Annotated in this window: 15 protein-coding genes; 14 read left to right on the plus strand and 1 reads right to left on the minus strand. The window is 36.2% G+C overall.

Going from position 1 to position 14,229, the window contains the following annotated elements; translation table 11 throughout:
- The first annotated feature begins 11 nt into the window (after window positions 1-11).
- From bshB1 to ACUN26_RS04435, 4 genes are read left to right on the plus strand one after another with little or no spacing between them, the layout of a single operon-like run.
- Window positions 12-716 (plus strand): bacillithiol biosynthesis deacetylase BshB1, encoded by a 705-nt coding sequence (gene bshB1 / locus ACUN26_RS04420; protein ID WP_000015659.1) that lies wholly within the window; start codon window positions 12-14, stop codon window positions 714-716.
- Window positions 713-1,858 (plus strand): N-acetyl-alpha-D-glucosaminyl L-malate synthase BshA, encoded by a 1,146-nt coding sequence (bshA, locus tag ACUN26_RS04425; RefSeq protein ID WP_000768310.1) that lies wholly within the window; start codon window positions 713-715, stop codon window positions 1,856-1,858. The genes bshB1 and bshA overlap by 4 nt, the downstream gene beginning before the upstream one ends.
- Window positions 1,845-3,038 carry a CCA tRNA nucleotidyltransferase gene (locus tag ACUN26_RS04430; protein WP_000439297.1) on the plus strand — a complete coding sequence of 398 codons (1,194 nt, stop codon included), beginning with the start codon at window positions 1,845-1,847 and terminating at the stop codon, window positions 3,036-3,038. The genes bshA and ACUN26_RS04430 overlap by 14 nt, the downstream gene beginning before the upstream one ends.
- Window positions 3,023-4,003: a biotin--[acetyl-CoA-carboxylase] ligase gene (locus ACUN26_RS04435; RefSeq protein ID WP_001192037.1), complete on the plus strand. Its 981-nt coding sequence runs from the start codon at window positions 3,023-3,025 to the stop codon at window positions 4,001-4,003. The genes ACUN26_RS04430 and ACUN26_RS04435 overlap by 16 nt, the downstream gene beginning before the upstream one ends.
- A gap of 122 nt (window positions 4,004-4,125) precedes the next feature.
- Here ACUN26_RS04435 and ACUN26_RS04440 read toward each other — a convergent pair whose 3' ends face one another.
- On the minus strand, window positions 4,126-4,515 hold the full coding sequence (locus tag ACUN26_RS04440; protein ID WP_000062349.1) for a cupredoxin domain-containing protein: 390 nt from the start codon (window positions 4,513-4,515) through the stop codon (window positions 4,126-4,128).
- Between the two features lie 526 nt (window positions 4,516-5,041).
- Between ACUN26_RS04440 and panB the strand changes: the two genes are divergently transcribed.
- The 10 genes from panB to ACUN26_RS04490 all read left to right on the plus strand — a co-directional run bounded on the left by panB (window position 5,042) and on the right by ACUN26_RS04490 (window position 14,228).
- On the plus strand, window positions 5,042-5,878 hold the full coding sequence (panB, locus tag ACUN26_RS04445; protein WP_000851101.1) for a 3-methyl-2-oxobutanoate hydroxymethyltransferase: 837 nt from the start codon (window positions 5,042-5,044) through the stop codon (window positions 5,876-5,878).
- Complete coding sequence (gene panC, locus ACUN26_RS04450) at window positions 5,878-6,726, plus strand: pantoate--beta-alanine ligase (RefSeq protein WP_000692376.1); 849 nt, start codon at window positions 5,878-5,880, stop codon at window positions 6,724-6,726. The genes panB and panC overlap by 1 nt, the downstream gene beginning before the upstream one ends.
- 12 nt (window positions 6,727-6,738) lie before the next feature.
- Window positions 6,739-7,122, plus strand: coding sequence for an aspartate 1-decarboxylase (panD, locus tag ACUN26_RS04455; protein WP_000490193.1), 384 nt, complete (start codon window positions 6,739-6,741; stop codon window positions 7,120-7,122).
- Between the two features lie 133 nt (window positions 7,123-7,255).
- Window positions 7,256-10,060: an ATP-dependent DNA helicase DinG gene (dinG, locus tag ACUN26_RS04460; RefSeq protein ID WP_000044973.1), complete on the plus strand. Its 2,805-nt coding sequence runs from the start codon at window positions 7,256-7,258 to the stop codon at window positions 10,058-10,060.
- A 250-nt stretch (window positions 10,061-10,310) separates the two neighbouring features.
- Window positions 10,311-10,481, plus strand: coding sequence for a YpmA family protein (locus ACUN26_RS04465; RefSeq protein ID WP_000412179.1), 171 nt, complete (start codon window positions 10,311-10,313; stop codon window positions 10,479-10,481).
- Between the two features lie 7 nt (window positions 10,482-10,488).
- Window positions 10,489-11,010 carry a cell wall elongation regulator TseB-like domain-containing protein gene (locus tag ACUN26_RS04470; RefSeq protein ID WP_000758736.1) on the plus strand — a complete coding sequence of 174 codons (522 nt, stop codon included), beginning with the start codon at window positions 10,489-10,491 and terminating at the stop codon, window positions 11,008-11,010.
- Between the two features lie 18 nt (window positions 11,011-11,028).
- Window positions 11,029-12,216: an aspartate transaminase AspB gene (aspB, locus tag ACUN26_RS04475; RefSeq protein ID WP_000761566.1), complete on the plus strand. Its 1,188-nt coding sequence runs from the start codon at window positions 11,029-11,031 to the stop codon at window positions 12,214-12,216.
- A 119-nt stretch (window positions 12,217-12,335) separates the two neighbouring features.
- The gene (gene dnaD / locus ACUN26_RS04480; protein WP_000728536.1) at window positions 12,336-13,043 is read left to right on the plus strand and encodes a DNA replication protein DnaD; all 708 of its coding nucleotides are present in this window, start codon (window positions 12,336-12,338) and stop codon (window positions 13,041-13,043) included.
- A gap of 15 nt (window positions 13,044-13,058) precedes the next feature.
- On the plus strand, window positions 13,059-13,706 hold the full coding sequence (nth, locus tag ACUN26_RS04485) for an endonuclease III (RefSeq protein WP_000933024.1): 648 nt from the start codon (window positions 13,059-13,061) through the stop codon (window positions 13,704-13,706).
- A gap of 3 nt (window positions 13,707-13,709) precedes the next feature.
- Window positions 13,710-14,228 (plus strand): YpoC family protein, encoded by a 519-nt coding sequence (locus ACUN26_RS04490; RefSeq protein WP_000442696.1) that lies wholly within the window; start codon window positions 13,710-13,712, stop codon window positions 14,226-14,228.
- Window position 14,229 lies beyond the last annotated feature (1 nt).

Here is a 14,229-nt window from a genome sequence, read left to right on the forward strand (position 1 = left end):
GGGGAACAATTATGAGTGGATTACATATATTAGCGTTTGGTGCTCATGCTGATGATGTTGAAATCGGCATGGCGGGTACCATTGCAAAATATACGAAGCAAGGGTTTGAAGTAGGTATTTGTGATTTAACAGAAGCTGACCTTTCTTCAAATGGAACGATAGAGTTGAGAAAAGAAGAAGCAAGGATCGCAGCTCGTATAATGGGAGTAAAAACGAGACTGAATTTAGGGATGCCAGATCGTGGTTTGTATATGAAAGAAGAGTTTATACGTGAAATTGTAAAGGTGATCCGTACATATAAACCAAAACTCGTTTTTGCACCATACGATGAAGATCGTCATCCAGATCATGCAAATTGTGCAAAGCTTGTGGAAGAGGCTATTTTTTCAGCAGGAATCCGTAAATATATGCCAGAACTTCCACCGCATCGTGTGGAGTCTTTTTATAATTATATGATTAATGGTTTTCATAAACCGAATTTTTGTATAGATATTAGTGAGTACCTATCGCAAAAAGTGGAAGCATTAGAAGCGTATGAAAGTCAGTTTTCAACAGGGAGTGATGGTGTTAAGACGCCGTTAACAGAAGGTTACGTTGAAACTGTGGTCGCTCGTGAGAAGGTGTTTGGGAAAGAAGTTGGAGTCTTGTATGCCGAAGGATTTATGAGTAAGAAACCGGTTTTATTACATGCTGATTTAATAGGGGGATGTAAATGAAATTAAAAATAGGTATTACATGTTATCCTTCTGTAGGTGGTTCTGGAGTTGTTGGAACAGAATTAGGAAAGCAATTGGCGGAACGCGGGCATGAAATTCATTTTATTACATCGGGTTTACCATTTCGATTAAATAAAGTGTATCCAAACATTTATTTTCATGAAGTGACGGTGAATCAATACTCTGTATTTCAATATCCACCATATGATTTAGCGTTAGCGAGTAAAATGGCAGAGGTTGCACAAAGAGAAAGTCTTGATATTTTACATGTGCATTACGCAATACCGCATGCAATTTGTGCTTATTTAGCGAAACAAATGATTGGTGAGCGTATTAAAATTGTTACAACCTTGCATGGAACAGATATTACTGTGTTAGGTTCCGACCCTTCGTTAAATAATTTAATTCGTTTTGGTATTGAGCAGTCTGATGTTGTTACTGCTGTCTCGCATTCATTAATTGACGAAACGCATGAGCTTGTAAAACCAAATAAAGACATTCAAACGGTATATAACTTTATAGACGAACGTGTATATTTCAAGCGTAATATGTCTCAATTAAAGAAAGAATACGGTATAAGTGAGAGTGAAAAGGTACTTATTCACATTTCAAATTTCCGTAAAGTGAAACGTGTGCAGGATGTTGTTCAGGCATTTGCTAAAGTTGCTAAAGAAGTTGATGCGAAATTGCTTCTTGTTGGAGACGGACCAGAATTTTGTACAATTTTACAGATAGTGAAGAATTTACATATTGAAGATCGCGTTTTATTCCTAGGGAAGCAAGATAATGTTGCAGAACTGCTTGCGATGAGTGATTTAATGTTGCTTCTATCAGAGAAGGAAAGTTTTGGTCTTGTTTTATTAGAAGCGATGGCGTGTGGTGTACCTTGTATCGGAACAAGGGTTGGAGGTATTCCAGAAGTCATTCAACATGGTGAAACAGGATATTTATGTGAAGTTGGCGATACAACAGGTGTGGCCAATCAAGCCATTCAGCTATTAAAGAATGAAGAGTTTCACCGTAATATGGGAGAGCGAGCAAGAGAAAGTGTTTATGAGCAGTTCCGCTCAGAAAAAATCGTCTCACAATATGAAGCAATTTACTATGACATACTAAGGGATGACAAAAATGGAAAGATTTAAAAAAGCTAGTTCTATTATTGAGATATTAAAACAACAAGGACATGAGGCTTATTTTGTTGGTGGGAGCGTACGAGATCTTATTATCGATAGGCCGATTGGAGATATTGATATTGCGACATCTGCTTTACCAGAAGAAGTAATGGATATATTCCCAAGACATGTTCCTGTTGGTCTTGAGCATGGAACTGTAATTGTTGTAGAAAATGGTGAACCTTATGAGGTAACCACTTTTCGAACAGAAAGCGAATATGAAGATTTTCGAAGACCTAGTAGTGTTCAATTTGTTCGTTCATTAGAAGAGGATTTAAAACGTCGTGATTTCACAATGAATGCGATTGCCATGACAGAAGAAGGCGAAATGGTGGATTTATTTGCTGGGCAGGAAGCGATTCAAAAGAGAGAAATTGTGACAGTTGGAAATGCAGCGAATCGTTTTCAAGAAGACGCACTAAGAATGATGCGTGGCATTCGGTTTGTAAGTACGTTAGGGTTTTCTTTAGAAACGAAAACGAAGCAAGCGATTGAAACGTATGGGCACTTGCTAGAACATATAGCAATTGAGCGCATCACAGTAGAGTTTGAGAAACTGTTAACTGGTACCTATTGTGTGAAGGGCCTCAAAGAATTAGTAGAGACAAAGCTATTTTCTCATTTGCCCTATTTACAAATGTCAGAAGAGAGACTGTTAAAAGCTACGCAGTATAAATGGGATTCTTTTGAAACAGACATTGAGGCATGGGCATTTTTCTTATATTGTATCGGAGAAGAGCATCCATCTGTATTTTTACGTCAATGGAAGTTTTCGAATAAAAAAATAAAAGATATTGTCGCAGTTTTATTAACAATTCGTACGAGAAAGGAGAAGGATTGGGATACAGTCCTTCTTTATAAAACGGGAATTCATATCGCTGAAATGGCAGAGAGAGTATATGAAGCGATGATTGAAAACTATAACCCTACATCTGTTAAACGAGTACAATCAATGTTTCATGCATTGCCAATCAAGGGTCGTCAAGACATGAATGTGAGTGGGAATGATCTATTAAACTGGGCGAATAAAAAGCCTGGTCCGTGGGTTGCTGAAATGCTTCAAAAAATCGAAGAAGCGATCGTACAAGGAAATGTAGTTAATGAGAAAGAGAGTATAAGGGAGTGGCTGCAAAGATGCAATCTACTATAAGAAAGCAGTTGTTGCAAGTTTTTTCTGAAGCGGATGGAGAATTTGTATCTGGCCAAACGATTAGTGATAAACTTGGCTGTTCAAGAACCGCTGTGTGGAAACATATGGAGGACCTTCGGAATGAGGGATATGAACTTGAAGCTGTGCGTCGATTAGGTTACCGCATTGCGGGGAAGCCAGACAAAGTAACTGCTAACGAAATTCAGTTAGGATTACAAACAGAGCGTATCGGTAGAACGGTTTATTTTGAAGAATCAGTTGAATCTACTCAGCATATTGCAGCAAAACTTGCTTATGAAGGAGTAGAAGAGGGAACAATTGTCGTTGCGGAAGAGCAAACTGCAGGTAGAGGCCGTTTAAGTAGAAAGTGGCATTCGCCAAAAGGAACAGGAATTTGGATGAGTATTATTTTGCGTCCATCGATCCCGGTTCATCATGCCCCGCAGCTCACTCTGCTAGCGGCTGTTAGCGTTGCACAAGCAATTGAAAAATGCACAGGTGTAAATGTAGGAATTAAATGGCCGAATGATATTTTAATTCAAGGTAAAAAGGCTGTAGGTATATTAACAGAAATGCAAGCGGATCCTGATAAAATCAATGCTGTCATTATGGGAATTGGTATTAATGCGAATCAAAAACAAGAACATTTTGATGAGGAAATTCAGCAAATTGCCACTTCTTTAGCGATTGAATCAGGTAAGCCAATTGTTCGTGCGGAACTTATGCAACAAATCTTTTTACAACTAGAAAAATTATATGAAGAGTATTTACAAAATGGTTTCTCTGTAATTAAAATTCTTTGGGAAAGTTACGCTGTGAGCATCGGGAAAGAAATTACTGCCCGAACGATGAGACAGACGATTACGGGGCTAGCAAAAGGGATTACAGAAGAGGGTGTATTGCTTCTGGAGGACCATGAAGGGAAAATACATCATATTCATTCTGCGGATATCGAAATGAAGTAAAAGAAGTTCCTTTTTTGGAACTTCTTTTTTATTTCAATATTTTTGAGTAGGCTTTGTAATGTGACAATACACTTTTTACAACTTAAGTTGTATGTAGAGTAACGTTCGATTAGCGCTGCTTATTATTTGATTATTACTTTTCCTTCCATTCCTTTAAGGAGATGGTATCTACATATTAATTCATATGTACCAGTATTTTTAGGTTTTACGGTAATGTTTTTTTCTTTTCCTGACTCAACTACGACGTCAATTCCGAGTTTTTTCACTGTAAAGGTGTGCTCGTTCTTACCTTTATTTTTTAATAACAATGTTGTTGTTTCTTCAATCGGAATAGTGATGACATTCGGATTAAAGTAATCATCGTTAAGTTCGACTTCAATCACTTTCGTTGACTCAATAGGTTGTGTTACGACGTTAGCTGAGGCAACTACGTTGATGGAGTCTAAAGTTATCACACTCACAATCATTACAAACAAACCGAGTAATGGAAATAACCACTTGTTCATAGACATTCGCAATTCTCCTTTTCTAAGTGCTTTTCTTCAATTAACCTGCATCAATAGTTTTAGGCTTATACTATACAGTCAAATAAAATATCAGTATCTTTAAATCAATTTTTTGCATTTAAATGGATTACAAAAGAAATTAACTTGGAGTTGTAAGGTATGTATGGGAAACACACCCACTTATTTTTTAGGACTGAATTCTCTGTAAAAACTATATAGCATATACACTATCTAGTTAAATTTCACATACCGTAATGGAAATAAAAAATTATTTTTTCAAAAAAATGTAGTAATTTCTTTTTGTACTTTGCTATAATTAGTTCGAATGTGGGCAGTATCAGAGCGAACTGCACCATGATTCGAAGCAGTACAAAAAATAATAACTTGGATTCTGCCTTGATCCAATAACGGACTGGGACAGAGGGATGAATAATGCCGACTAACACACAACCCTTCTGCCCTTTTATGGCCAGAGGGGTTTTTTATATGATTTCGGCCATCGCCTCTCTCCTGCATAAAGGAGGAGTAGTTTTTGAAAACAAAAACAGATTTTTTGAAGATGAAAGAGCAAGGTGAGCCGATTACGATGCTAACGGCGTATGATTATCCTTCTGCTAAATTAGCAGAAGAAGCTGAAGTCGATATGATTTTAGTTGGAGATTCTCTTGGGATGGTTGTACTCGGATATGATTCAACAGTACCTGTAACAGTAGAGGATATGATTCATCATACGAAAGCTGTACGCCGCGGAGCGAAAGAAACATTTATTGTAACTGATATGCCGTTTATGTCTTATCACATATCGTTACAAGAAACGATGGTGAATGCACGCCGCATCGTTCAAGAGAGCGGAGCACATGCACTGAAAGTAGAAGGTGCTGGAGAAGTTATATCAACGATTCATTATTTAACGAATGCAGGAATTCCTGTCGTAGCGCATTTAGGTTTAACTCCTCAATCTGTGGGAGTATTGGGTGGATATAAAGTGCAAGGAAAAGATGCTGAAAGTGCAAAGAAATTAATAGACGATGCAAAGAAATGTGAGGAAGCTGGTGCGATAGCACTTGTGTTAGAATGTGTGCCAATGCAGTTAGCAGAATTAATTTCGAAGCAATTAACAATTCCAATAATCGGGATTGGAGCGGGACAAAAAGTAGATGGGCAAGTTCTTGTATATCATGATCTCATCTCATATGGGGTAAATCGTGTTCCGAAATTCGTAAAACAGTATACGTCTGTTCAAGAGGAAATTGTACGTGGGATTTCTCAATATGTTGCTGAAGTGAAGACAGGGCAATTTCCTGAAGAGAAACATTCGTTCACAATGAAAGAAGAAGAATGCTTAGCGTTATACGGGGGAAAACAGTAATGAAAATCATAACTACAGTGCAAGAGATGCAGCAAATTACGAGCGAACTTCGTACAAGTGGAAAGAATATTGGTTTTGTTCCAACGATGGGTTATTTACATGAAGGGCATGCTACTTTATTACGCAAGGCAAGAGAAGAAAATGAAATTGTAGTTTTAAGTGTGTTTGTAAACCCACTACAGTTTGGGCCGAACGAAGATTTAGAGCGATACCCTCGTGATATTGAGAGAGATGAAAGTGTAGCAAAAGAAAACGGTGTGGATTATTTATTTTATCCGAGTGTAGAAGAAATGTATCCGGCAGAACAAACAACAACAGTAGAAGTTGTAAAGCGTACTGACGTATTATGTGGAAAACAAAGACCTGGTCACTTTTCTGGAGTTGCGACTGTACTAATGAAATTATTTAATATTGTAATGCCAAATCGTGCTTATTTCGGTATGAAAGACGCACAACAAGTTGCTGTAATTGAAGGATTTGTAACTGATTTCAATATTCCAGTAACGATCGTACCAGTTGATATTGTAAGAGAAGAAGATGGATTGGCAAAAAGTTCTCGTAATGTGTATTTATCACAAGAAGAACGTGAAGAGGCTTCTCATTTATACCGCAGTCTATGTATAGCGAAAGAAAGAATTGAGGCAGGCGAACGTAATTCAGAAATCATTACAAATCTTGTGAAAGAACATATTGAGACGTATACGAAAGGTACTGTAGATTATGCGGATTTATATGCATATCCGTCATTGGCAATAGTAGGGGAAATGGAAGGAAGAATCATTTTAGCTATTGCAGTTAAGTTTGAAAATGTAAGATTAATTGACAATATAACATTAACGGTTAAATAAGGGGGAGCATCTATGTTTCGCACAATGATGAGAGCAAAGTTACATCGTGCAACTGTAACGGAGGCAAATTTAAACTATGTAGGTAGTATTACAATAGATGAAGATTTAATGGATACAGTAAATCTTGTAGAGAACGAAAAAGTTCAAATTGTAAATAATAATAACGGTGCGCGCTTAGAGACATATGTTATTAAAGGCGAACGCGGTAGCGGTGTTATTTGTTTAAACGGTGCTGCAGCAAGGCTTGTACAACCGGGAGATAAAGTAATTATAATTTGTTATGGCTTAGTTACGGAAGAAGAGGTTCATAAACAAGAACCAAAAATTGCAGTGTTAGACGATCAAAATCAAATTGTTGAAATGTTAGGTGCTGAAAAGGCTGGTACAACATTATAAAAGAGGAAAGCTATCTCTATATCAGGAGATAGCTTTTTTGTGCATCTTTTCATTAAGATGAGATAAAACGTGGTATAGTAACATTATATGAATTATTGTTGTTTGAAAGGTAAGAAATTGAGGTGTTACATATATGAGTAAACGTTATGTCGTTGTTGATTTAGAGACGACAGGAAACTCCTGGAAAGACGGGAAAGATAAAATTACCCAAATTGCAGCTGTTGTAGTAGAAGATGGAGAGATATTGGAGATTTTTTCATCTTTTGTTAACCCAAAGAGAGAGATTCCCGTATTTATTACAGAATTAACAGGGATTGATGAAAGTCTTGTAAAACAAGCCCCGTTATTTCAAGATGTAGCCCCGATGATTGTTGAGCTATTACAAGGTGCCGCTTTCGTTGCGCATAATGTTCACTTTGATTGGAATTTTTTAAACGAAGAATTAAGGCAGGCTGGATATACAGAAATACATTGTCCTAAAATCGATACGGTTGAATTGGCACAAATTCTTTTGCCAACAGCCGATAGTTATAAATTACGTGATTTAGCTAAGAAACATGAACTCGAACACGATCAACCACATCGTGCGGATAGTGATGCTCTTGCGACAGCAGAGCTGTTTTTACAATTTTTAAATGAAATTGAAAAATTACCACTTGTTACATTACAATCACTTTATGAATTGAGTGATGTTTTCCAAAGTGATATAGCTGATGTGCTTTCTGAAAATATTTTAAAGAAAGTAATGCATGGTAAAGAAATAAAAGCGGAATATGAAGTGTATCGCAATATTGCACTGAGAAAACGGAACTATTCCTTAAGTCTTGGAGAAACATATTCATTAAAATTTGATGCTTTCTTGAATAAAACGATGGATAAACTGGAATTACATATGCCGAAGTTTGAAAGAAGAGAAAGTCAGCAAATGATGATGAAAGAGATATATACGGCGTTAAGAGATTCTCGTTTTTCTCTTATTGAAGCAGGTACAGGGACGGGAAAGACTCTTGCTTATTTACTTCCTAGTCTTTATTTTGCGAATAAAAAAGAAGAACCTGTCGTTATCAGTACACAAACGGTACAACTTCAACAACAAATACTTGAAAAAGAAATTCCGTTATTGCAAAAAATAATGCCATTTTCATTTGAGACAGCTCTTCTAAAAGGGAGAAAGCATTATCTTTGCTTACATAAATTTGAATATGCTTTGCAAGAGGAAGAAAAAAATTACGATATGGCACTTACGAAGGCGAAAATTTTAGTTTGGTTATTAAAAACTGAAACAGGTGACCGAGATGAATTAAATATTCCAGAGGGCGGAAAGTTACTTTGGAATCGTATTTGTAGTGATGCGTATAGTCCGGGCGGTATGCAAAGTAATTGGTTTAGTCGATGCTTTTATCAGCGAGCGAAAAATAAAGCTTTATTTGCAGATATCGTTATTACAAATCATGCATTATTATTTCAAGATTTTTCAAGTGAAGAACCACTGTTTTCTTCATGTGAACATATAATTTTTGATGAAGCTCATCATATTGAAGAAGCTGCGAGTAGAACACTAGGTGAGCAGTTCTCTTGTATGTATTTTCAATTGATTTTATCTCGACTTGGTACACTAGAAACGGATGATGTGCTTTCTAAAGTATATAAAATGATGAAAAAATCAGAGCAAGCATCTCGTTCTACTTTCCGTATGATAAGCCATAGTTTGAAGGAACTTAAATTTGATGCGGATGAACTATTCCAAATGTTACGTACTTTTATATTTAAACAAACAAAGCAAGAACAAGGAACAAACAATATGCCGCTCATTTATCGATATAACACGGAAGTAGAGCAAGGTAAGTTGTGGGATAGTATTGTTGAGTTAACAAATCGTTTTGTATATGAATTAAGAAGAATAGTGACCATATTTGAGAAACAAGTAGATATATTGCAAAGTAAGTTAGAGTGGGAAATGCATGTTGTTACGGGTGAATTTATGCATTTAAGTGGGTTACTGAGAAAGATGGCAGAATCATTACAGTTGCTCATATTGGAAAAAAATGCATATGTAACTTGGATGGAGACGGAGACGAAAGGAACGATTCATTCAACCATTTTATACGCGCAACCAGTTCATATTGGAGAAAGGTTTGCTGATGAATTTTTAACAGAAAAAAAGAGTGTTATCTTTACATCTGCAACATTAACAGTTAACGATACATTTGACTATATAAAAGAAGAGCTTGGCTTACATGATTTTGCTCCAAATACTTTACAGGTTCAATCGCCATTCCATTATGAGAAACAAATGAAATTAATGGTTTCAACGGATGTACCGTTTATTAAGCGAGTAAGTAATGAGGAATATATTGAATCTGTATCGGAACATATTGCCAAGATAGCAAAAGTTACAAAAGGGAGAATGCTCGTTTTATTCACTTCGTATGAAATGCTGAAAGAAGCGTATGCGAATTTGAAAAGCAATGATGAATTAGAAGGCTATCTATTATTAACACAAAGTGTAAACAATAGGAGTCGAAGTCGCTTAATTCGAAAGTTTCAAGAGTTCGACAAGTCAATATTGTTAGGCACGAGCAGTTTTTGGGAAGGAATCGATATTCCAGGAGATGCCTTGAGTTGCCTTGTCATTGTCCGTCTTCCTTTTACACCTCCTCATCAGCCGATGATGGAAGCGAAAGGTGAATGGCTAAAAAATCAAGGTGAGGACGTATTCGCAAAATTAACGCTCCCGCAAGCAATATTACGTTTCAAACAAGGATTTGGGCGTTTAATTCGAACGAATACTGATACGGGGACGGTAGTAGTGTTAGACCGTCGATTGACGAGTTCTTCCTATGGAAAAAGATTTTTACAATCAATTCCTAATGTACCTCTTTATGAAGGACCGTTAGAAGAGTTGTTGGTGCAATTAGAAGAACCGTCAAATGAATAAAAATTGGAAGAAAAATACGCCTGAAGTACTTATGAACTTCAGGCGTAAAAATGTGGGTAGGAGGAATTTTATTTTTCTTACTTCTTGTATACAAAATGTATTGGTTTTCGACTTGAAACCTTTTTTTGCTGTACATGTCCTGCTATAATAGATGGGTGATGAAGCAGGGGTTGTAAAGAATGTACTCTTATTGTAACCGCATTGCGTTCTTCTATAATTAGAAATTTTTGTGTAACGGAGGAGTTTTTTCATGGAGAAGAAAATCGAAGTACTATCAACGACGCGTATTAAATATTCGTCAGATTTGTATAAAATTGTTGATAGTTTGAATCGTACGTTAAAAGAGCAGGACCTCATGTTCGGATTAGCATTAGACGAAAAAGACAAAGAAACAGCTGTATTTACGATTTACAGAACGTAGTGATACAATGAAAAAGTGGATCTTTGCAATCATTATCGTTATCGTTGCTAGCGGAATATATGGGGCGTATGTTTATAATAAAGCGATGGATAAGAAAATTCCCAAAGAGTCGAAATCTGTAGAAATTGCTAAAGAAAAAGCAAAGCTTACAAAAGTGACATCTGTTGATTATTACAACGGAAAAGCTGCATATACAGTCGTACAGGGTACAGATGAAAAGGGAGAACATCTTATCGTTTGGGTGCCTGAGAAAAAAGGGGATACCGTAGTAAGGAAAAAGAGTGAAGGTATTTCCGAAAAAGAGGCTATACAAAGAACAATAGAACAAGTCGGCGATAAAGAATCAAAAAGAAAGCCGAAAGAAATTCTGAAAGTGAAATTAGGCTTTGAAAAAGGTATTAGAGATGGTGTACCAGTAGAAGTACCATTATGGGAAGTTACATATATTGATTATGACAATCGTTATAATTACTACTATCTTGAATTTAAAGATGGGTCGTTTTTAAGACGATATAGCGCTCAAAAATAGATGTAGGGGGAACTACAAATGAAATTAGCAAAGCGAGTAGCTGCTTTAACACCGTCTTCAACTTTAGAAATTACAGCAAAGGCACAAGCGTTAAAGGCAGAAGGTCATGATGTAATTGCATTAGGGGCAGGAGAACCTGACTTTAATACACCAGAGCATATTATGGAAGCTGCGCATAAAGCGATGTTAGAAGGACATACGAAATATACGCCAACAGGTGGATTACAATCGTTAAAACAAGAAATTGTGAAGAAATTTACGCGCGATCAAGGAATTCAGTATGATCCATCTGAAATTATTGTATGTAATGGTGCAAAACATGCATTATATACATTATTCCAAGTGTTGCTTGATGAAGGAGATGAAGTTATCATCCCAACTCCTTACTGGGTAAGCTATCCAGAACAAGTAAAGCTTGCTGGCGGTAATCCGGTTTATGTAGAAGGTTTAGAAGACAATGAGTACAAAATTACAGCAAAGCAGTTGCGTGAGGCAATTACAGAGAAAACGAAAGCAGTTATTATTAATTCACCGAGCAATCCAACAGGAATGATTTATAGCAAAGAAGAATTACAACAGCTTGGAGAAGTATGTTTAGAACATAATATTTTAATCGTTTCAGATGAAATTTATGAGAAGTTAATTTATGGTGGTGCGGAATATACTTCAATTGCCCAGCTTTCTAATGCATTAAAAGAACAAACCCTAATTATTAATGGTGTATCTAAATCTCATTCTATGACAGGATGGCGTATTGGATATGCAGCTGGAAATAAGCAGCTGATTAAAGCGATGACGAACTTAGCGAGTCATAGTACGTCAAACCCTACTTCAATCGCTCAATACGGCGCAATCGCGGCATATGCAGGCTCACAACAACCTGTAGAAACAATGCGCCAAGCATTTGAAGAGAGATTAAACATTATTTATGATAAATTAATTCAAATCCCTGGCTTTACTTGTATTAAACCGCAAGGCGCGTTTTACTTATTTCCTAATGTAAAAGAGGCTGTAGCTTTATCAGGATATGATACAGTTGATGAGTGGGCGAAAGCTTTATTAGAAGAGGAAAAAGTTGCTCTTGTGCCGGGTACAGGATTTGGGGCTCCAAATAACGTTCGTTTATCATATGCGACATCTCTTGAACAAGTAGAGAAAGCATTAGAACGTATTCATACGTTTATGAAAAGTAAAGTGAAAGCTTAATTGTATATTTCGTTAATACAATAAAAAACCTCTCTATATAATAGGGAGGTTTTTTTGACGAATTGTGGCAAAAAGAAATAGCGAAAGGTGTGTTATACTAGAGAACGAGGTGTTTGGTGATGAAAAAGAAAATGATGTTACAGTGGTTTGAACAGGGAAGCATTGCGATTCCAAAATTACTTATGATGCATTATAAAAAATTAGGGTTAAATGAAACGGAATTTATGGTTTTACTTCATGTGCATACATTTTTAGAATCGGGAAATTCGTTTCCGACTCCGTCGGAGATTTCCGAACGAATGACAATAGCGGAAATGAAATGTATGGAAGTAATTCAAACATTGATTCAAAAAGGTTTTTTATCACTAGAAGGTGGACAAAGATCAGAAGCGATGATGTGTGAAAGTTATTCTTTACAACCGCTATGGGAAAAAATATTGCATTTCTTAATGAATGAATCAATAGAGGAAGAACAAAAAGAAAAAAAACAACTGCAAGTAAATTTATATACAGTATTTGAAAAAGAATTCGGAAGACCACTTTCTCCATTTGAATGTGAAACATTGGGAATGTGGGAGGATCAAGATCAACATCATCCGAATTTAATTCAAGCGGCTCTACGAGAAGCTGTGATGAGCGGTAAGCTGAACTTCCGATATATTGATCGTATTTTATTTGAGTGGAAAAAGAATGGAATTAAAACAGTAGATCAAGCTCAAAATCAAGGACGTAAATTTAGAGCAAATCAGCAACGAGCGCAACAAGTAACAACACAAGAGACGAAATTTACTGGGAAAGTGCCTTTTTATAATTGGTTGGAGCAGTAATGTAGGAGGAAGTCTATGTTAAATAAAACGCAAATTCGTTATTGTTTAGACACAATGGCGGATATGTATCCAGAAGCACATTGTGAATTGATTCATGATAATCCATTCGAACTTGTAATTGCAGTGGCATTATCTGCACAATGTACAGATGCACTTGTAAATAAAGTGACGAAAAATTTATTTCAAAAATATAAAACACCAGAAGATTATTTAAGTGTTTCTCTAGAAGAGTTACAACAAGATATACGTTCTATTGGATTGTATAGAAATAAAGCAAAAAATATTCAAAAATTGTGCCGAATGTTATTAGATGATTACAATGGAGAAGTGCCGAAAGATCGAGATGAGCTTACGAAGTTACCTGGTGTAGGACGGAAGACAGCAAATGTTGTAGTATCGGTAGCATTTGGGATACCGGCAATTGCTGTCGATACGCATGTAGAGCGGGTGAGCAAACGATTAGCGATTTGTAGATGGAAAGACTCTGTATTAGAAGTCGAAAAAACATTAATGAAGAAAATTCCGATGGATGAATGGGGCGTTACACATCACCGTTTGATTTTCTTTGGACGTTATCACTGTAAAGCGCAGCGACCACAATGTGAAGAGTGTCGATTGCTAGAAGTGTGTCGCGAAGGAAAGAAGCGAATGAAGGGGAAATAAAGGATGGAGCGAGTTATAGGAGTACCGAAAGAATTTCGGTACTTACCATTTTTTCAAAAAAACGCAAATTCGATTAAGTATCATACAGACCAATCTTTTGAAGAAATCATACAAAATACTTACTTTATATTTGATATAGAAAGACAATATGAGCCGTGGAATGAAATTGAAAACAGTATTCCGGTAATGTTGAATGTATGGAAAAATAAGCATGAAGACATTGCCACATTATTTCGAAACAGAAAGAAACAAGAAGCTGAAGGCCCGATGATTCTTTTTGCAGCACATTTGTTATCAATTGTATATTGGCTAAATGAGCAACCTGTTCATAGTTTGAATGAAATGGAAGATTACACGAGTGAATTGGAAGTACAACCAGTTAATTTTATGGAGCGATATTCGTTCATTATAAAGAAACCAAATAATTATCATTCTTATATTCAGTTAGCACAGTTGTATATTGAAATAGAAAAGTTATATGTAAAGAAAATGATAACAAAAAAGAAGTCCTTTCCTCGTTAAG

The sequence above is a fragment of the Bacillus sp. WC2503 genome (assembly GCF_052682895.1).

Excerpts from the sequence above, each read along its gene's own strand:
- bshB1 (WP_000015659.1), top strand. The coding sequence starts at position 12 with ATGAGTGGATTACATATATTAGCGTTTGGTGCTCATGCTGATGATGTT.
- bshA (WP_000768310.1), top strand. The coding sequence starts at position 713 with ATGAAATTAAAAATAGGTATTACATGTTATCCTTCTGTAGGTGGTTCT.
- ACUN26_RS04430 (WP_000439297.1), top strand. The coding sequence starts at position 1,845 with ATGGAAAGATTTAAAAAAGCTAGTTCTATTATTGAGATATTAAAACAA.
- ACUN26_RS04435 (WP_001192037.1), top strand. The coding sequence starts at position 3,023 with ATGCAATCTACTATAAGAAAGCAGTTGTTGCAAGTTTTTTCTGAAGCG.
- ACUN26_RS04440 (WP_000062349.1), bottom strand. The coding sequence starts at position 4,515 with ATGTCTATGAACAAGTGGTTATTTCCATTACTCGGTTTGTTTGTAATG.
- panC (WP_000692376.1), top strand. The coding sequence starts at position 5,878 with ATGAAAATCATAACTACAGTGCAAGAGATGCAGCAAATTACGAGCGAA.
- panD (WP_000490193.1), top strand. The coding sequence starts at position 6,739 with ATGTTTCGCACAATGATGAGAGCAAAGTTACATCGTGCAACTGTAACG.
- dinG (WP_000044973.1), top strand. The coding sequence starts at position 7,256 with ATGAGTAAACGTTATGTCGTTGTTGATTTAGAGACGACAGGAAACTCC.
- ACUN26_RS04465 (WP_000412179.1), top strand. The coding sequence starts at position 10,311 with ATGGAGAAGAAAATCGAAGTACTATCAACGACGCGTATTAAATATTCG.
- ACUN26_RS04470 (WP_000758736.1), top strand. The coding sequence starts at position 10,489 with ATGAAAAAGTGGATCTTTGCAATCATTATCGTTATCGTTGCTAGCGGA.
- aspB (WP_000761566.1), top strand. The coding sequence starts at position 11,029 with ATGAAATTAGCAAAGCGAGTAGCTGCTTTAACACCGTCTTCAACTTTA.
- dnaD (WP_000728536.1), top strand. The coding sequence starts at position 12,336 with ATGAAAAAGAAAATGATGTTACAGTGGTTTGAACAGGGAAGCATTGCG.
- nth (WP_000933024.1), top strand. The coding sequence starts at position 13,059 with ATGTTAAATAAAACGCAAATTCGTTATTGTTTAGACACAATGGCGGAT.
- ACUN26_RS04490 (WP_000442696.1), top strand. The coding sequence starts at position 13,710 with ATGGAGCGAGTTATAGGAGTACCGAAAGAATTTCGGTACTTACCATTT.